Origin of the sequence: Aeromonas media (assembly GCF_020423125.1) — a bacterium.
GTDB classification, from domain to species: Bacteria; Pseudomonadota; Gammaproteobacteria; order Enterobacterales; family Aeromonadaceae; genus Aeromonas; species Aeromonas media.
Genome location: NZ_CP075564.1, coordinates 2,846,948 through 2,864,663, shown reverse-complemented (window position 1 = coordinate 2,864,663; position 17,716 = coordinate 2,846,948). Strand labels below are relative to the sequence as shown.

18 protein-coding genes and 1 pseudogene are annotated in these 17,716 nt (G+C 59.8%); 11 read left to right on the top strand and 8 right to left on the bottom strand.

Going from position 1 to position 17,716, the window contains the following annotated elements; translation table 11 throughout:
* Positions 1 to 33: 33 nt before the first annotated feature.
* Positions 34 to 276, bottom strand: coding sequence for a sulfurtransferase TusA family protein (locus KI797_RS13100; RefSeq protein ID WP_226169646.1), 243 nt, complete (start codon positions 274 to 276; stop codon positions 34 to 36).
* A gap of 130 nt (positions 277 to 406) precedes the next feature.
* Here KI797_RS13100 and bepA point away from each other — a divergent pair, with 130 nt between their 5' ends.
* Entirely contained in the window at positions 407 to 1,861 is a 1,455-nt protein-coding gene (bepA, locus tag KI797_RS13095) for a beta-barrel assembly-enhancing protease (protein ID WP_353852146.1), read from the top strand.
* A gap of 70 nt (positions 1,862 to 1,931) precedes the next feature.
* Here the strand turns inward: bepA and KI797_RS13090 are convergent, their stop codons facing one another.
* Positions 1,932 to 2,411, bottom strand: coding sequence for a TlpA disulfide reductase family protein (locus KI797_RS13090; RefSeq protein ID WP_226169644.1), 480 nt, complete (start codon positions 2,409 to 2,411; stop codon positions 1,932 to 1,934).
* A 58-nt stretch (positions 2,412 to 2,469) separates the two neighbouring features.
* Between KI797_RS13090 and arsC the strand changes: the two genes are divergently transcribed.
* The gene (arsC, locus tag KI797_RS13085; RefSeq protein ID WP_226169642.1) at positions 2,470 to 2,820 is read left to right on the top strand and encodes an arsenate reductase (glutaredoxin); all 351 of its coding nucleotides are present in this window, start codon (positions 2,470 to 2,472) and stop codon (positions 2,818 to 2,820) included.
* Positions 2,817 to 3,197, top strand: a complete 381-nt coding sequence (locus KI797_RS13080) for a DUF2069 domain-containing protein (RefSeq protein ID WP_043130029.1) — start codon at positions 2,817 to 2,819, stop codon at positions 3,195 to 3,197. Before arsC ends, KI797_RS13080 begins: the two co-directional genes overlap by 4 nt.
* A 75-nt stretch (positions 3,198 to 3,272) precedes the next feature.
* Here KI797_RS13080 and KI797_RS13075 read toward each other — a convergent pair whose 3' ends face one another.
* Together KI797_RS13075 and KI797_RS13070 are read right to left on the bottom strand one after the other, a co-directional pair.
* Entirely contained in the window at positions 3,273 to 4,607 is a 1,335-nt protein-coding gene (locus tag KI797_RS13075) for a metal-dependent hydrolase family protein (protein WP_226169640.1), read from the bottom strand.
* Positions 4,608 to 4,790: 183 nt separating this feature from the next.
* Positions 4,791 to 5,411: an acyl carrier protein phosphodiesterase gene (locus tag KI797_RS13070; RefSeq protein ID WP_171269098.1), complete on the bottom strand. Its 621-nt coding sequence runs from the start codon at positions 5,409 to 5,411 to the stop codon at positions 4,791 to 4,793.
* Between the two features lie 438 nt (positions 5,412 to 5,849).
* On the opposite strand from KI797_RS13070, the gene KI797_RS13065 reads away from it, so the two are divergent.
* From KI797_RS13065 to KI797_RS13050, 4 genes and pseudogenes are all read left to right on the top strand, one after another.
* A complete protein-coding gene (locus KI797_RS13065) occupies positions 5,850 to 6,011 on the top strand; it encodes a hypothetical protein (RefSeq protein ID WP_226169639.1) in 162 nt (53 codons plus the stop codon).
* A gap of 227 nt (positions 6,012 to 6,238) precedes the next feature.
* Positions 6,239 to 7,186 (top strand): IS30-like element ISAeca1 family transposase, encoded by a 948-nt coding sequence (locus tag KI797_RS13060; RefSeq protein ID WP_012564931.1) that lies wholly within the window; start codon positions 6,239 to 6,241, stop codon positions 7,184 to 7,186.
* Positions 7,187 to 7,263: 77 nt separating this feature from the next.
* A complete protein-coding gene (locus KI797_RS13055; protein WP_226169637.1) occupies positions 7,264 to 7,782 on the top strand; it encodes a lipid-binding SYLF domain-containing protein in 519 nt (172 codons plus the stop codon).
* 39 nt (positions 7,783 to 7,821) lie between these two features.
* A pseudogene (locus tag KI797_RS13050) lies at positions 7,822 to 8,112 on the top strand (amidohydrolase family protein); the annotation flags it as partial.
* Between the two features lie 111 nt (positions 8,113 to 8,223).
* Here KI797_RS13050 and KI797_RS13045 read toward each other — a convergent pair.
* Positions 8,224 to 9,126: a lysine exporter LysO family protein gene (locus KI797_RS13045; protein ID WP_226169634.1), complete on the bottom strand. Its 903-nt coding sequence runs from the start codon at positions 9,124 to 9,126 to the stop codon at positions 8,224 to 8,226.
* 532 nt (positions 9,127 to 9,658) lie between these two features.
* Between KI797_RS13045 and KI797_RS13040 the strand changes: the two genes are divergently transcribed.
* From KI797_RS13040 to KI797_RS13025, 4 genes are all read left to right on the top strand, one after another.
* On the top strand, positions 9,659 to 10,429 hold the full coding sequence (locus tag KI797_RS13040; protein WP_005332890.1) for an ABC transporter ATP-binding protein: 771 nt from the start codon (positions 9,659 to 9,661) through the stop codon (positions 10,427 to 10,429).
* A 65-nt stretch (positions 10,430 to 10,494) separates the two neighbouring features.
* Positions 10,495 to 11,268 carry an ABC transporter substrate-binding protein gene (locus KI797_RS13035; RefSeq protein WP_041206090.1) on the top strand — a complete coding sequence of 258 codons (774 nt, stop codon included), beginning with the start codon at positions 10,495 to 10,497 and terminating at the stop codon, positions 11,266 to 11,268.
* Positions 11,269 to 11,472: 204 nt separating this feature from the next.
* Positions 11,473 to 12,213, top strand: coding sequence for an ABC transporter permease (locus KI797_RS13030; protein WP_005332892.1), 741 nt, complete (start codon positions 11,473 to 11,475; stop codon positions 12,211 to 12,213).
* 93 nt (positions 12,214 to 12,306) lie between these two features.
* Positions 12,307 to 12,999 (top strand): ABC transporter permease, encoded by a 693-nt coding sequence (locus KI797_RS13025; RefSeq protein ID WP_043130022.1) that lies wholly within the window; start codon positions 12,307 to 12,309, stop codon positions 12,997 to 12,999.
* Between the two features lie 63 nt (positions 13,000 to 13,062).
* Here KI797_RS13025 and KI797_RS13020 read toward each other — a convergent pair whose 3' ends face one another.
* From KI797_RS13020 to KI797_RS13010, 3 genes are all read right to left on the bottom strand, one after another.
* The gene (locus KI797_RS13020) at positions 13,063 to 14,376 is read right to left on the bottom strand and encodes a capsule biosynthesis protein (protein WP_226169632.1); all 1,314 of its coding nucleotides are present in this window, start codon (positions 14,374 to 14,376) and stop codon (positions 13,063 to 13,065) included.
* Between the two features lie 7 nt (positions 14,377 to 14,383).
* Positions 14,384 to 16,468 carry a capsular polysaccharide biosynthesis protein gene (locus tag KI797_RS13015; protein WP_226169631.1) on the bottom strand — a complete coding sequence of 695 codons (2,085 nt, stop codon included), beginning with the start codon at positions 16,466 to 16,468 and terminating at the stop codon, positions 14,384 to 14,386.
* Positions 16,469 to 16,669: 201 nt separating this feature from the next.
* A complete protein-coding gene (locus KI797_RS13010; RefSeq protein ID WP_026141181.1) occupies positions 16,670 to 17,650 on the bottom strand; it encodes an IS5-like element IS5 family transposase in 981 nt (326 codons plus the stop codon).
* Positions 17,651 to 17,716: the final 66 nt, after the last annotated feature.

The window sequence follows — 17,716 nt, the reverse complement described above, 5'->3', positions numbered from 1 at the left end:
CGGTGTTGGTCCATATCATGGGCATTGGCACCATCATGATGGCCGGTTTTGGACGACGAGCCGCAGGGTGAGAGCTGTGTCTGACTCCTGCAGGCGCTGCACCTGATGGCCCTGCCGCAGCAACCAGGCCGGAATGTCTTGGCGGGAGCCGGGATCCTTGAGCAGGATCAGCAGGGATTGACCGGCCCGGGCGCCGCGCAACCAGAGCTTGAGCCGGATCAGCGGCTCCGGGCAGCGCCAGGGGGTCAGGTCGAGCTGTTCCCAGTGCGGTTCCATATCGGGGGAGGCTCCATGGTGCGTGATGGCCGTCATTATGGCCGCGATGGGAGGGCGAAACAACGCTTGTAGGCCTTGATGGGCAAGGGTATTCTGCCCCCGAGCACTTTCTGATGGAGATAGAAACACAGTGGCCCGCTTTTCCCCCTTGATGGCATCACTTCCCCTGCTGGTCTCCCTGATGGGTGCCACCTTTCATGCCCAGGCGAACAACCAGTTGCCCGACATCGGCACCGCCGGGGTCGCGGCCCTGCCCATCGAGCAGGAAGTGCGCTATGGCAACGCCTTCATGCGGTTCGCCCGGGCGGGCTTGCCCATCATCGATGATCCCGTGCTGAACGAATATATCGACGATCTGGGTCAGCGATTGCTCACCAATGCCGACGGGGTACGTTTCCCCTTTACCTTCTTCCTCATCAACGATCCCAGCATCAACGCGGCCGCGTTCCTCGGCGGGCGGGTCAAGGTGCACACCGGCCTCTTCCTCTACGCCGACAGTGAGAGCGAGCTGGCCTCGGTGCTGGCGCACGAAATCACCCACGTGACCCAGCGCCACATCGCCCGTTACATGGAGGCGCAGGCGAGCAGCTCGGCCATGACCCTGGCTGGCCTGGTGGGCTCCATCGCGCTCGCGGTGATCAACCCCACCGCCGGTATCGCCGCGCTGCAGACGACCCTCGGGCTCTCCATGCAGTCGGCCATCAACTATACCCGTGACAACGAATACGAGGCGGATCGCATCGGCATGAAGACGCTGTATGACGCCGGTTTCGATCCCATGGGCATGGCCAACTTCTTCCAGAAGCTGGCGGCGGAATATCGCTACGCCAGCAAGCCACCCGAGATGCTGCTCACTCACCCCCTGCCCGAGACCCGGATCAGCGAAGCCCGCGCCCGGGCGGGCAGCTATGGCCGCCGAGCCTTGCCCCCCAGTCTCGACTTCTGGCTGGCCAAGGTGCGCATCCAGGTGCGTTATGGCACCGAGAGCCCCCAGGCGCTGCTCACCTATTTCGACAGCCGCCTGCAGAAGGGGGACTACCCTCTCAAAGACGCCGCCACCTATGGCAAGGCGCTGGCCCTGTTGCAGCTCAAGCGCACCGACGAGGCCGATACCCTGATGCAGGGGCTGGCCGCCCGCCATCCGGAAGATCTGTTCGTGGTGGATGCCCTGACCGACATCGATCTCGCCAAGGGGCGCAGCGCCCAGGCCATTGCCCGGCTGGAGCGTTTCCGCACCCGGATGCCGGACAACGAGGTGGTGGTGGTCAACCTCGGCAACGCCTATCTGGAAGGGGGCAATTACCAGAAGTCCATCGCCATCCTGGACCCCTATGCCCGGGAGCACGACGAGAACAGCCTGGCCTGGAGCCTGCTGTCGGACGCCTATCGCAAGGCGGGACGAATGACGGATCTGCACATGGCGCGGGCGGAGACCCTCTCCCTGCGCGGCGACTACCAGGCGGCCATCGACGAGCTGATCGTGGCCCGCGGCACCACCAGCGACAAGCTGACCCTGGCCCGCATCGAGGCGCGCATCACCCAGCTGGAGCGGGCGAAGAAGGATCTGGACAGCCTGAAGGGCTAGTCCGGCTCACCGCTCCTGTGACGAAACGGGGTGCACCAGCGATGGGGCACCCCGTTTCGTCATGGGGCCATCAGGGCTGTGCTGCAGCCCAGGCCCTGAGGTCGGCGAGCCTGTGTTCATCTATCTCTCCCACCAGTGTCTCCTGCAACCGGCCCTCGCCATCGAGCAGGTAGCTGGTGGGCAGCGCGCCGGGTCTGGGGAAGGGGAGGCTGGCTTCATCGAGGGGGACCATCAGGGGGACGGCTATCTGATGGCGCCGGGCCAGCTCGGCCAGCTCACCGGGGGAGGCGGGATCATAGTTGATGGCGATCACCCCAATCCGCCCCTCCCGGTGCAGCGCCGTGAGCAGGGGCATCTCCCGTAGACAGGGGGCGCACCAGGGGGCGAAGTAGTTGACCAGCAGCGGCTTGCCCGCCAGGGCGCTCAGGCTGATGCTCTTGCCCGTCTCGTCGGTGAAGTCGGGCGCCGGGCTGCAGGCCCCCAGCAGGGTCGCCACAATCAGCCAACAGATTCGTTTCATTTCCATATCCTTCCCGCTTACCCTGCCCATCCGTTTCCCCTACAATAGCGCCATTTGTTGTCCCATCTTGCAATATCAGGGAGTTACCATGAGCGAGACCCAAATCTATCACAACCCGCGCTGCTCCAAGAGCCGTGAAACCCTGGCCTTGCTGGAACAGCACGGAATAGCCCCGGAGGTGGTGCTCTATCTGGAACAGGCGCCGAGCGAAGATGATATCCGCACCCTGTTGAGCCAGCTCGGCTTCACCGATCCGCGCCAGCTGATGCGCACCAAGGAAGATCTCTACAAGGAGCTGGGGCTGGCCGAGATGAGCGGCGATGCCCTCATTTGCGCCATGCACCAGCATCCAAAGCTTATCGAACGCCCCATCGTCATCAAGAATGGTCAGGCCCGCATCGGCCGTCCGTCCGAGCAGGTGCTGGAGATCCTCAAGTGAGCACCCGCTTCGCCCGTCTGCTGACCCTGGTCGGCTTCTTCGGTCTGCTGGGCTGGGTCATCCTCTGGCATCTGTGGCTGTCACCCCACCCTGATCTCAATCCCTGGCTGCTGCCGGTGATCTGGACTGTGCCGCTGCTCTTCCCCCTCAAGGGGATAGTGCAGGGCAACCCTTACACCCATGCCTGGGGCAACTTCGTGCTGATGCCCTACTTCCTCCACGCCCTCACCCTGATCACCACGGATGAAGGGGAGCGGTGGCTGGCGGTGGTGGAGCTGGTGTTCACCACTCTGGCCTTCGTCGGCACCATCTATTACGCCCGCCTGCGCGGTCGTGAGCTGGGCCTGAGCATTCGCAAGAAGAAGGAAGATCGCTGAGCCGCTCTGCCGCTGGCAGTCGTGCAGCCCCCATCAAAAAGGCCCCTTTCGGGGCCTTTTTGTCATCCAGGGAGGTCAGAGCGTGTTCTTGTAGATCTTGCCGTCCTTCATGATCACCTTGAAGTGCTTGGCCGGATCGGCCACCAGGGAGAGATCCTTGAGCGGGTCACCGTCGATCAGCAGCAGATCGGCCAGTGCCCCGGCCTCCACCACGCCCAGCCTGCCCGGGTAGGGGCTGCGCGGGCCGGAGAGGGCCAGCAGCTCGGCGTTGTCATGGGTGGCCATCCTCAGCACCTCGGCCGGGGTATACCAGGTGCCCATCTTGGCCAGCATGGTGCCTTGACTGGCGGCGGCCTGGGCGCTGAACAGGGCATCGGTACCGAACGCGGTCTTGATGCCGTACTTCTTGGCCATGGCATAGGCGTGGTCGGTGCCCTTGTACATCTCAAGCTGTTTCAGACGGTTGGCCGAGCCCTCCGGAAAGGGGGATTTGCGATCGTCGGTGAAGGGTTGCAGGCTCCACCAGACCCCCTTCTCGGCCATCAGTCTGGCAGTGTCCTCGTCGAGCATCTGACCGTGGTCGATGCACTTGACGCCAGCCTCGATGGCCTGGCGCACCGCCTTCGGGGTATAGGCGTGCACGGTCACATAGGTGCCCCAGTTGTCGGCGGCCTCCACCGCAGCGCGGATCTCCGGCACCGTGTACTGGGTCACATCGATGGGATCATAGTTGGAGGCCACACCGCCACCGGCCATCACCTTGATCTGGGAGGCGCCGAGGGCGAGTTGCTCGCGGGTGCGCTGGCGCACGGCATCCGGACTGTCGGCGACCATGGCCGCGTTGGCCCGCTCGCCGAAGGAGTATTGCCCTTCCAGCGCCGGCAGCTCGTTGGGCAGGCGGAAGTCGCCGTGGCCCCCGGACTGGGAGATCATGGCGCCGGCCGGCCAGATACGCGGTCCATTGATCAACCCCATGTCGATCCCCTTCTTGAGGCCGAACACGGGGCCGCCGAGATCACGGGCACTGGTGAAGCCGCGCATCAGCATGTCGTTGGCCGCCCTGGTTGCCGCCACCGTGGTGAAGGTGACGTCGTTGGTCAGCACTGCGATTTGCGGCAGGGTGGCGAACATCAGGTGGGTATGGGCGTCGATGAGGCCCGGCATCAGGGTCTTGCCCTGGCCGTCGATACGCTGCACTTCGCCTTCCACCTTGATGCCGCTCTGGCTGATCCTGGTGATCAGGCTGCCTTCCACCAGGACGGAGGAGGGGGCGCTGAGGGCATTCCCCTTGCCATCGAAGATACGCACGTTTTCAAACAAGATGGCTGCATGAACCGGCTCGGTGGCGTGAACGGCACCACCGGCCAGGAGGGCGCCGCACAGGGCGCTACAGAATAATCGCAATGACATGAAGAGGTCTCCTTGGGTCTTGAGGGGGCTGAGTCTAGCCCAGCCGCGCCCGTTCAGCCTGAGCCCGGGCTGAGCGGCATCGCCAGTCTCCTCCCTTTTTGGGTGCCATAAAAGACCCAATCTGATCCAGCTTTCGTTTCCTCCCTTGCCCCGCCAGCCTTGTCTGAAACAGGATCAAGGCATCTAACCTGGGGGTCCTTGAGGATCTCTGGTGGCGCGGTAGTGGGCGAGCTGCCGCTCACTGAAGCAGATCAACGCGGGATAGAAGCGCAGAAACCCCCGCTCACACTCGTGCCAGCGGCCCTCATCCAGGGTATGGAGTGCCTCTCCCAGCAACAGGGGGCGACGCAGGCGGCGGCCGATGCCGTTGAGGGCCTGACTCAGCCCCTCCCGGTGCCGGTATGAGGCGATCCAGTCCTGCTCGGCCATCCGCCTGAGGGGCACCGGCAGGCCCTCCGGCAGACGGTGATGATCCGCCAGCAGTTGACCATAGCTCTGCTGCAGGAAGCGAGGCAGGGGCTGCGGGCTGAATTGCTGCCAGTGGCGACTCAGCCAGTGGTCGTAGAGCATGTCCACCAGGATGCCGCCAAAGCGACGCCAGGGGGCCTCGAAGCTGGCGACCGCCGCCCTGTGTTCGGGGTGGGCATCGGTGAAGGCGTCTATCTTGCGGTGCAGCCAGATCCCCTCATCGAAGGGGGGCTCGAGCCCCGTGGGCAGCGGCCCCTTGACGAAGTCTCCCAGCAGGTTGCCGGTGAGGGAGCTTCGGGTGTGGGCCGCCAGGTGAAGGTGCGCCAGGTAATTCATGGGATCAGGGTCGTGTGCAGATCGATGACAAGGTGCTCCGAGCCTAGCGGATCCACCTTCTGTTGACCATGGTCCGGGTTTTTGCAACGGACCTGCAACGCCCCCTTGCGGGGCAAATTTTGGGCGTGCTAAGGTGGCTGACATCTTTGTCACAGGACACGACAAACCATCATGATGCGCAAAGCCAGAGGCTTTTTTCTGGCCTTCTACTTCAAGCCTTTCTACCTCTCCGAGTGGTTCGACGAATAGATCGAGGCCCCGGAGCAGCTCATTGACGCCCGCCGATCATTGATACCCGACGATCATTGATATCTGTCGATCATTGATACCCAGGGGGCTGATCTCGCTCATCCGCGTTTTGCCGTTTGTTGGCCATCGCTTGCCCACGCTTGCGATGCCTTGACCGCGCCTGTGCGCTTTCTATGTAATGGAGTACTCATGATGAATACCAAACTGACCCTGTCAGCCCTGTTTGCTGCCTGCCTGCTCACCACCCCCGTCACGGCCAAGGAGTGGAAAACCGTGCGCTTCGGTGTGGAAGGCGCCCTCTCCCACGACAACGCAGAAATACGGACACCTTCATATCACGAAATCTATTGAAATTTATAAATATGAATAATCAGCATACGATGGTTAATATAACCGTTAGACACCTCTAACATTATAATTATTGTTCCGTCGAAGCTCCGCCCAATATAAATAAAGCTTGGTCATCATGGCTCCGTGAATTCAGATAATAAGTGCAATGCCCATGGTGCATAGGAGAGAGGCGGTCAACTACCAGTTAGGGTACGCTTCTTCTCGCCAAAGAAACAAAGCGATACACCATGAAATACCAGCAGTTGACCGAGGGGCTACGATACCAGATTGCCTGCCTCCGTGACCATGGCCTGTCACAGGCCCGCATTGCCAAACAGCTCGGGGTTCATCCATCGACTATCAGTCGTGAGCTTCGTCGTAATTGTGCTGGGCAGGCCTATCAGCCGCAGCAGGCTCACCAACTTGCCACGGCACGACGGCTGACGAGTCAGAAGCGTACTGTCCCGTCTGATACCATCGACTTTGTTTGCATGGCGCTGGTCGCGGACTGGAGTCCCGAGCAAATCAGTGGCGTTGGAGACATGATTAACTGCCCGGTTAGCCACGAGTGGATATACCGCTATGTGGCACGCGACAAGGCCAACGGTGGCACGCTATACCGGCATCTGCGTCAGGGTCACAAACGCTATCGCAAGGGTAAGAACAGCAAACGCAGTGTCATTCCCAATCCGGTATCGATTGATGAACGCCCTGCGATAGTCAATGAGCGGAGCCGTGTGGGAGATTGGGAAGTCGATACCGTGTTGGGTAAGCAAGGCAGCGGTGCAATAGTGAGTCTGTTGGAGCGTAAGAGCCGGCTCTACCTGGTTCAATACGTTCCCAGCAAAACAGCCAGCGCGGTGGCGGACACCATTATCAGCATGCTGAAACCCTACCAGGCACATGTCCATACCATCACAGCTGACAATGGTAGCGAGTTTGTCGAACATGAACGTGTTGCAGCAGAGCTGGAAGCGCAGGTGTACTTTGCGCATCCATACAGTGCATGGGAACGGGGACAGAATGAGAATAGCAATGGTCTGCTGCGGCAATATGTGCCCAAAGGCAGTGATTTGAGTGTGGTGACAGCAGAGGCACTGTCAGCCGTCGAAAAGCGGCTGAACTTCAGGCCGCGCAAATGCTTGGGATTTAAACAGCCACAGGTGGTTTTTGACGAACTTCTGAAAGCAGCCTGATTTTTAATCGGGAATTGCACTTCGAAGTTGAATTCGCGAGTATGTTGAAAACAAATCGGTGTGCATTGATTTTTATTATGTTAATGGTTGCAGGTTGCAGCCATTTAAATGATGAACAAAAGAGTATAGAGCAACAGAACATTAATGACATGGCACGCAACACTATTACGCAGTTGCTCGAGCGGGATGAAAGACTCACTAAAGCATTCGATGAATCGTTAGCTTATATGGTTGTCGACATGAAAGTAACAAAAATTCCTGCTGTTGGAGTAGGCGGCGGCGAGGGGGTGCTTTTCATGAAAGCAGAAAATAAACCCACTTTTTATCGTGTTCAGCGTTTTGATCTGGGCGCTGGTTGGGGGGCTCGTTCCTATAAGGCTTTAGTTTTAGTGTCGTCACAAAACATCATGGAAAAATTAAAAGAGGGTCTCTGGGTATTTGATATCGGCGGAGAGGCTTCCGCTGGCACTGCTGCTATGGCAGGTACATCGAGTGACATTATTCCTGAGTACTCTGTACACATCTTATCTGATGGTGGCGTGTCAGCTTCAATTACAGCAAGGGCAATCAGAATCAGTAAAAGTGACCTCAATTGAACCAGAATATGAGCTGAAGGCTCCCTTTAGAGAGGACTACTGCTGGCCGCCGGGGTGCTCGCCGAGCGCATCAGCTTCAGCTCCGATGCCAATGCCAGCCTGCCGCGTTTCGATGGCGAGGGGCGCCTCATCGAGTTGCGCTGCGGCCAGATTGCCAGCCTGTGGCAGGAGTGCGTCCGCGCCTGCGCCCTCGGGGTGTCGTTCGAGGTGGCTCTGGGAGTGGTCACGGCCAATCCGGCGCGGGCCCTGGGGCTGGCAGGCAAGGGGGCGATAGGAGTGGGGCTGGATGCGGATCTGCTGCTTATCGACCCGAATACGTTGGCCATCTAGCGGGTGATGAGCGGCGGTCAGTGGCGAACCTGAGCCAGTGTGCGCCCGTCAGTAAACGAAAAGCCCGGCACTGCTGCCGGGCTTTTGTTCGCCTGGGTGTTATCTCCAGGCTCAGATAGCCAGGAAGCCCAGGATCAAAATGGGGCCGAGCAGGCTCAGGATAAAGCCCGAGACGATGGCCACCGGCACCACCTGGATGCCGCCGGATTTCTGGATCACCGGCAGGGTGAAGTCGAGCGCGGTGGCGCCGCCGTAACCGATGGCGGCGGAGGGGTGGCGACGCATCAGCACCGGAATGAGGAGGATGGCGATGAGCTCGCGCCCCAGATCGTTGATGAAGGCCGCCGAGCCGAGCACTGGCCCCAGCTTGTCGGCCACCAGGATGCCGGAGAGCGAATACCAGCCGAAGCTGGAGCTCATGGCCAGCCCGTGGGCAAAGGGCATGCCCAACAGCTGTGAGGCCAGCAGGCTGCCGAGCCAGCTGCTGAGGATGACGGTGGCGGCTATCTTCATGCCCCAGGGGTTGAGCAGGATCTGGCGCAGACGCATGCCGGAGTTGCGCATCTGGATGCCGATGAGCAGCAGCAACAGCATCAGGGCCCACTCGCTCCACTTGTCGATGGGCAGGGCGCGCAAGTCCACCAGCAGCCCCAGCAACACGCCGCCGAGCACCACGAAGCAGAGCTGGAGAGACTCCCACAAGAGGTGCAGCTTGCTCGGCATCTTGCCGTCGCTCGCCTCATGGGTGGGCGGACTACGCCTGTCCAGCCACCAGAGCGCCAGCAGGTTGCAGGCGGTGATGGCGGCCAGCATCACCCCGGCCACCTTGAAGATCACCGCCAGGTTGCTGCCGAGGTTCTCCACGTAGGCGAGCCCCAGCCCCATCAGGAACAAGATGAGATAGACCATCTTGCCCAGCGATTGATTGACCAGCTTGATGAGCCGCTGACTGGAGAGGGGAACAAGATAGCCGATGGCCAGGGGTAACAGGATCAGCAACACATTCAGCAACATTGGGGCCTCGGTCACAAAACTGGGAAAAACGGCACCTTATCACGACTTGTTGCATCTGTGTCACATATCCGTGTATTTGAATGCCCCAGACGGGGCTTTTTTATCACATTGTTATGTTTTTTCGATGACTGACGAAATGGACTGGCTGCGTGAAACGGGGGATCATCACCAGTAAAATCAATTCCATCCTCATATAATTGTGCGATGGCTTCACCAGAGGAGGATGAATAAAGTCGTTTTGGGTGACATCTGGTGTGGATAGTGGAATATTCTTGCCAGTAGGGCGTTGCAGGTATAAAAGTGCGGTATCCGAGAACCGACTGAAAATGGATTTTATGCAGACAAAGTGCTGAAAAATACCGATGAGGCCAATAAAAATACAGATAAAACACCAAATACCTCGGTTCTGTATTGTTTTTTGACTACCTGAATGATATTTTCGCTGAAGGTTGCCATCGGTTAACGTTTTGTTAAATAGACGATGGTGGGATCACGCCGTAGCGGCGTCTAGGGACAGACAAGGTTGTAATGGATGAGCGACGTTGCCGCACTGGAAGTTCGTGAACTGCACAAGTATTTTGGCACCCACGAAGTGCTCAAGGGCATCGATATGACGGCCCACAAGGGGGATGTGATCTCCCTGATCGGCTCCTCGGGTTCGGGGAAGTCGACCTTTCTACGCTGTATCAATCTGCTGGAAACCCCCTCTTCCGGCACGGTTTCCCTCCATGGCGAACTGATCCGCATGAAAAGCAATCGGGCCGGTGAGCGCCTGCCTGAGGACATGCGTCAGGTGGAGCGGATCCGCAGCCGTCTGGCCATGGTGTTCCAGAGCTTCAACCTCTGGTCGCACATGACCATCATGCAGAACATCATCGAGGTGCCCATCCAGGTGCTCAAGGTGCCCCGTGCCGAGGCCATCGCTAAGGCGGAGCTGCTGCTCAACCGGGTGGGTCTGTGGGAGCGGCGCGACTACTATCCCGGTCACCTCTCCGGCGGCCAGCAGCAGCGGGCGGCCATTGCCCGGGCGCTGGCGGTGGATCCCGAGGTGATGCTGTTCGATGAACCCACCTCTGCGCTCGATCCCGAACTGGTGGGGGAGGTGCTCGGCCTGATGCGCGAGCTGGCCGAGGAGGGGCGCACCATGCTGGTGGTCACCCACGAGATGTCGTTTGCCCGTGACGTCTCCAACAAGGTGATGTTCCTCCATCAGGGGCGGGTGGAGGAGGAGGGCAATCCCAAGGAGATCTTCGCCCATCCCAAGTCGGAGCGATTCAAGCAATTCATCTCTTCCATCTATTGATGGACGGGCTGTATTTTCAACAATCTGCGTTTTCAATGATCGATGTGTTTATCAAGGAGAGATACATGAACAAGCTGATGCTGGCGACTGCCGTGATGACGGCCCTGTGTTCCGGTAGCCTGATGGCAAAGGAGTGGAAAGAGGTGCGGATCGGGGTGGAAGGTGCCTATCCTCCCTTCTCCTGGACCGAGCCGAGCGGTGAGGTGAAAGGCTTTGACATCGACATCGCCAACGCCCTGTGCGAAGAGATGAAGGTGAAGTGCACCCTGGTCAAGCAGGACTGGGACGGCATCATTCCAGCGCTGTTGTCGCGCAAGTATGACGCCATCATCGCCACCATGGACATCACCGAAGAGCGCAAGAAGAAGGTGGACTTCACCCAGAAGTACCAGCACATTCCGGCCCGCTTCGCCGCCAAGAAAGGCACGGACGTGCAGCTCGACAAGGCCTTCATGGATGGCAAGACCATCGCCGTGCAGCGCGCCACCTCCATGGACACCTACATCACCGACAACTTCCCCAACGCCACCATCAAGCGCTACGGCACCGCAGACGAAGCCTATCTCGATCTGAAATCCGGCCGGGTTGACTACGTGATGGCCGACTCCGCCGCCATCAGCGATGGCCTGCTGAAGAAAGAGGGTGGTGATGCCTACGAGTTCGTCGGCCCGAAACTGACCGATCCCAAGTGGTTTGGCGAGGGTGCCGGCATCGCGGTACGCAAGGCCGACAAGGATCTGAAAGAGAAATTCAATGCTGCCATCCTGGCCCTGCGTGCCAACGGCAAGTACAAGGAAATCAACGACAAGTACTTTGATTTCGACGTGTACGGCGAGTAACCCCCAGGCGCGCTACCCCGGGTAGCCGCCGAAGGGATTGCGGCGAATCATCACGACAGGTTGACCCTCGTCTGTAGTCACCGGGCCCGTTGTCTCTCGCAAGGGAGCGATGGGCCCGCTTAGTTGCAATGGAGTTGCATGTGTTTGGTTTGAAAGGATATTGGGCCGGGCGATCCCGCTCAATGCGTTGCAATGGAGCCGCATATGTTTGATTTGAAAGGATACGAAACCTCCCTGCTGGAGGGGGCCTGGGTCACCCTGGAGGTGGCATTGGCCTCTCTGCTGCTGGCGCTGCTGCTGGGCATGCTGGGTGCGCTGGCCAAGCTTTCCCCCTACAAGTGGGCGCGCGGCATCGCGACCGCCTACACCACCGTCATTCGCGGCATCCCTGATCTGGTGCTGATGATGCTGCTGTTCTTCGGCGGCCAGGTGTTGATCAACGGGATCTGCAGCTGGGTCAACGAGGCCTACAACAACTACCTGCTGGAGAGCAACCCGAGCCAGGAGTGGGTCTCCCTGCTGCCGGATTACATCGACATCAGCCCGTTTGCGGCCGGGGTCGCCACCATCGGCTTCATCTTCGGTGCCTACATGACCGAGACCTTCCGCGGCGCCATCCTGGCGGTGGACAAGGGGGAGCTCGAGGCGGCGCGCGCCTTTGGCATGCGGGCGACCCAGGTGTTTGTGCGGATCCTCTTCCCCCAGATGATGCGCCACGCCCTGCCAGGGTTTGGCAACAACTGGCTGGTACTGCTGAAAACCACGGCCCTAGTTTCCATCATCGGGCTCGATGACATGGTGCGCAAGGCGTCGCTGGCGGCGGGCTCGACCCAGCAGCCCTTCACCTTCTACATGGCGGTGGCGCTGATCTTCTTGATCTTCACCGCAGTCTCCACCTCGGCGCTCAAGTGGGCCGAGCGTCACTACGCCATCAAGACGAGGTAAGCCATGTCGTATTCAATGCAGTCGTTCGTTTACTGTGATCGTCGCGGTGTCAGTGCCGAGCGTATCTACATCACGATCAAGATGAGGTAAGCCATGGATTTTTCGATCATTCTCACGGAGTGGCCCACCTACTGGGAGGGTTTCTACACCACCATCTGGCTGGTGGCGGTGTCCCTCATGCTCGGCCTCATGCTGGCGGTGCCCATGGGCATTCTGCGCAACAGCCGCAACTGGCTGATCAAGGGGCCTATCTGGGCTTACATCTACTTCTTCCGCGGCACTCCGCTGCTGGTGCAGCTGTTCATCATCTACTACGGCGCCGCCCAGTGGGAGTGGCTGAAAAACGGCCCCGCCTGGGCGCTCTTCTCCGAGGCCTGGTTCTGTGCCCTGCTGGCGTTTACCCTCAACACCGGTGCCTACACCGCCGAGATAGTGCGCGGCGCCGTGCTGAACATGCCAAAGGGACAGATCGAGGCGGCCAATGCGTTTGGCATGAGCCGCTGGCAGACCCTCACCCGCATCATCCTGCCCAACTCGTTTCGCCGTGCGCTGCCCGCCTACAGCAACGAGGTGATCTTCATGCTGCAGGGCTCGGCGGTGGCCGGTATCATCACCATCGTCGACCTGACCGGCGCGGCGCGGATCATCAACTCCCGCTACTACAGCCCGTTCGAGGCGTTCCTGACCGCCGGCCTGCTCTACATGCTGCTCACCTTCGCCATCGTCTGGCTGTTCAAGAAATGGGAGGCCCGCTGGCACGCGCACCTGCGTCCCCGCAGCGTCTGACCTGATAGAAAAGCCAGAGACAAAAAAGCCCGCAGTTGCGGGCTTTTTCTTGCTCGGCATGAGCTAGAGCATGGTCACCGGAGTGAGCATCTCCTCGGTCAGGAGGCAAAATGCACTCAGGATGGCCAAGGCCCCGACAACGCCGGAAGGTGTTGCCGCGCGTTGACTCTTCTGGGCAGAGAGGGCCTGCACATTGTGCTGCTGGATCTTCTCCACCACGGCCATGGCCCCCATGTCCAGATGACGGTAGAAGCTGGCATTGAGCTGGGTCAGATGCAGCAATGACTGGCGCATCCGCTCGAAGGTCTCGCTGCAAACCGGGCTCTGCTTGTGCCAGAACTTCGCCAGCGTGCCCCGGGTGGTGAGCCCAGGCAGGTCGTAGAGGGCCCGCCCCATGCAGAAGGTCGGCACCTGGTGCAGCAGGGCGGAGAGGCCCACCGTGCTGTTGATGGTGATGACCCCCTTGAGCAGTGGATAGAGGGTGGGCAGTGGCAGCTCATAGCCATAGAACACCCGCCCTTCCAGCCCGAGCAGCGTCACCAGGCGGTTGATCTGGGATTGATAACTGACATAGCCCCGATCCATGGGATGGTGCTTGAACAGCAACACATCCTCACGGCGGGCGTGTTCGGCGAAGGAGTTCATCACCTGGGCGACCATCTCTTCCACCCCGCTCAAATCCGAATGCTCCCGGATCTGAAAGTCTTCGGTGACCTGCAGCGGCACGAAGAAGATATGTCCCTTGTGCCGGGGCAGGGTCTTGAGCAGGGAGTGGTCGCTCCATCTGTGCTTCCACTTCACCACCCCTCCAGCCACCCAGCCCCTGGCCTCCTGATAGAGACTCCAGGGCCTGTGATTGACGAAATGGGGGTAGCGCCAGCGCAACAGGTTCTTGTTGATGTGGTAGCGGCTGGCATACCAGGCCCGGCGGGCGAAGGTCTTGCCCACCTTCAGCGGCGCCTCATAAGGCGCTGGCCACGTCATCTCGGCCAGCGAGTCACGCTTGGCATAGAGCGGGCTGAAGGCATTGACGCCCCCTTGCTCCAGGGTCACGAAGTCGGGACGCAGATAGCCCTCCTCCATGGCCCAGACACGGATTTTTTTCAGCTTGCAGATACGGATGGCCTGCTGATGGTAGTAACGGCAATCACCGTAACAGATGAGGCTGTCGATGCCATGGCGCTTGATGAAGCGGCGAAAGAAGGTGTTCCAGGTATCCGGCTTGCCGGTGAAGCGTTCGCTATGGCCCACGCAGCGCCAGCACTCATCCCCCCCGTTGAAATGGATCTTGTAGACCTCGTGGCCGGCGTCGGAAAGCGCCTGGCTGAGGGTCTGAAAGAAGGGGCCCAGCGGTCCTTGCAGCAGCAAAATCTTCATGTACGACTTATCTCATCAACTGGGGAAGGGAGGGGCGTTGCAGCAGGGTCTGTGCCAGATAACTCAGCTTGACTTGCCAGCGCTGCCAGCGGCTCGACTTGCGGCCGGATGATTGGCCTTGTGTGGCCAGTTGGCGGATCAACTGCTCCGGACTTATCCAGAGTCCGCTCTGCCAATCGATATAGAGTGGATAGGCCACCAGAGTCAGATAGACCAGTGCCGCCAGGGGGAGCTTGCGCTGGCGCCGGGCCGGGGGATGGGCATCCGTGGTCAGCCCCCAGCCGCTGTAGAAGGGCTGGCCCCAGGTCGTCACCTTGACCCCTTGCACCAGCGCCTCGAAGCCGCTCAGGGAAGTCATGGTGTGCAGCTCGTCCACGTGGGGATAGAGGCTGGTCAGGCCGATATCCAGCACCTGGCTGTCCACGCACTCCGCCAGGCAGGCCGCAGAAATGGCCCCGGCCCGATTGCCCGCCACCACATCCGGATGGGGTTTGTAGAGGATGTGGGCCTCTGGCTTGGCGGCGCGCACCGCCCACAGCAACTGCTCGTTGCTGCGAATGGTCGGGCTGCCGGTCAGGATGGAGGCATCCCCATCTACCTGACCCACCACCAGCACCAGGGGACGGCCATCGGCGGGGGGCGTGAAGTGCGCCGGGGCGCCGACATTGTATTTGCTCACCTTGTTTTCGCGCAGCAGGGTGAGCAGTTGCTCACCCCGGTCGAGCTGTGACTGGGTCAGCTCCTGGTAATTGAGCAACTGCTCGAGCCCGCTGGGACTGCGGCTGTCGAAATAGATCCCGACCGGATCCAGCGACAGGGAAGAGGGGCGACACAGGTTGGAGCCAAGCCCCTTGGAGCGGATAAAGCCATCTTCCACCCGAATGGCTGAGGTGAGCTCGGGGTAACGACTGCCCCACACCAGCACCTGCTCGTCACCGGTCAGCCGTTTTGGCGGCTTGCGCACAAAGCAGAGTTCCTCGGCCAGGGGGTGGCAGAAGGCCTGCATAAAGGCGCGCTTCCACAAGGAGAACCCCACCAGATAGAGCCTGCGCCAGCGGGGAGCGGCCCTCTGCTGGCGGGCGATGATGGCGAGCACCTCTTCCACCTCGCAGCGTTGGCCAAGCACGGGATCCAGATAGCGGGGATAGCAGATCAGCGCCGCCGCCACTAGCTGGGCCAGTGACACCTGAACGTTGCGGCGTTCGCACGGTTTGCTGTCCTGGGTCAGACCCCAACCCGCATAAAACGGCATGCCGAAGCAATACACCGATTTGCCGAGCAGCAGCGCCTCGAAGCCGAGCTGGGATGACACCGTGTAAACGGCGTCCACCAGGTTGAGCAGGGCATGGGGATGACAATGGTCGGCAACGATCTCTACATCCCTCAGTTTCAATCTGGCCAGCACGCCACTCTTCTTGCCAAAGCGGGTATCCGGGTGGGTGCGAAGCAAGAGACGGGCATCGGGGTGATTGCGCCGCGCCGCCCCCACCATGGCGATAAAATCCGCCTCGCTGGCCAGGGCACCGGGAATGGAGAGATCCCCGGCCACCTGATCCACCAGCAAGACGCAGGGCCTGCCATCTTGCAGCAGGCGCTGGGCCAGCGCCACAGGCAGCCCGGCGACATTCTTCGCCGTCAGGTTGGTCGCCGAACAAGAAGAGAGAGAAGTGGGTCGCCCGGCATAGCAGTTGTATTTGGTGACCCCAAGGCGCACCAGCTCATGGACAAGCCGCTCGGCTCGCGCCAGCATGGCGGTGTCACAGGGGGTGGCGATCAGCTGTTCAAGCTGGCTGGGCTGGCGGGCATCGTAATAGATACCGATCGGATCGGCGATAAGGGACACCGCCTTGCCGCCCTTGGCCGGATGACCGATATAGCCGATAAAGCCATCTTCCAGTTGCCAATAGGGCAGGCCAAGATCTTGTGCCTGCTGCTTGATCTGGCTGGCATTGGCCTTCTGGCCCCAGCCAACCAGCACATCGCCAGCCTGGGGGGAATCAGGGGAGACAAGGCGTGCCAATGGCTGGTCAAGGCAGGTGCTGATCTGGGCGCTGCGGGCCAGAATGCCGCCAGATTGTGTCCATAGAGTCATGCAAGTTGCTCAGAGTAAAAGAAGTTTAGTAAGGCGGGCTAGATAAGCTGTACTAGGGAAGGTGCGAATAAGCGGGGAAATTCTTCTCGGCTGACTCAGTCATTTCATTTTTTCAGTTTGAGCCGATCTTTTCTCCCGTAAATGCCTTGAATCAGCCTATTTAGACCGTTTCTTCGCCATTTAAGGCGTTATTCCCAGTTTTTAGTGAGATCTCTCCCACTGACGTATCATTTGGTCCGCCCGAAACAGGTTGGCCAGCGTGAATAACATCGCCAGTTGGTTATCGTTTTTCAGCAACCCCTTGTATCTGGCTTTCACGAAGCCGAACTGTCGCTTGATGATGCGAAATGGGTGCTCCACCTTGGCCCGGATGCTGGCTTTCATGTATTCGATGTTGATGGCCGTTTTGTTCTTGCGTGGATGCTGTTTCAAGGTTCTTACCTTGCCGGGGCGCTCGGCGATCAGCCAGTCCACATCCACCTCGGCCAGCTCCTCGCGCTGTGGCGCCCCTTGGTAGCCGGCATCGGCTGAGACAAATTGCTCCTCTCCATGCAGCAGATTACCCAGCTGATTGAGGTCATGCTCGTTGGCCGCGGTGGTGACTAGGCTGTGGGTCAGGCCACTCTTGGCATCGACACCAATGTGGGCCTTCATGCCAAAGTGCCACTGATTGCCTTTCTTGGTCTGATGCATCTGCGGATCGCGTTGCTGCTCTTTGTTCTTGGTCGAGCTGGGTGCCTCAATGATGGTGGCATCGACCAAGGTGCCTTGAGTCATCATGACGCCTGCTTCGGCCAGCCAGCGATTGATGGTCTTGAACAATTGGCGGGCCAGTTGATGCTGCTCCAGCAGGTGGCGGAAATTCATGATGGTGGTGCGGTCCGGCAAGGCGCTATCCAGGGATAACCGGGCAAACAGACGGATGGAGGCGATTTCGTACAGAGCATCTTCCATCGCGCCATCGCTCAGGTTGTACCAATGCTGCATGCAGTGAATGCGTAGCATGGTTTCCAGCGGATAAGGTCGCCGGCCATTACCAGCCTTGGGATAAAACGGCTCGATGACTTCCACCATGTTTTGCCATGGCAGAATCTGCTCCATGCGGGACAAGAAAATCTCTTTTCTAGTCTGACGGCGCTTACTGCTGAATTCACTGTCGGCGAAGGTGAGCTGATGACTCATGATGAACCCTTTTTCATGGCTCCAGATGACAAACATGATCTCATATCAGGGACTTGTTCGCACCTT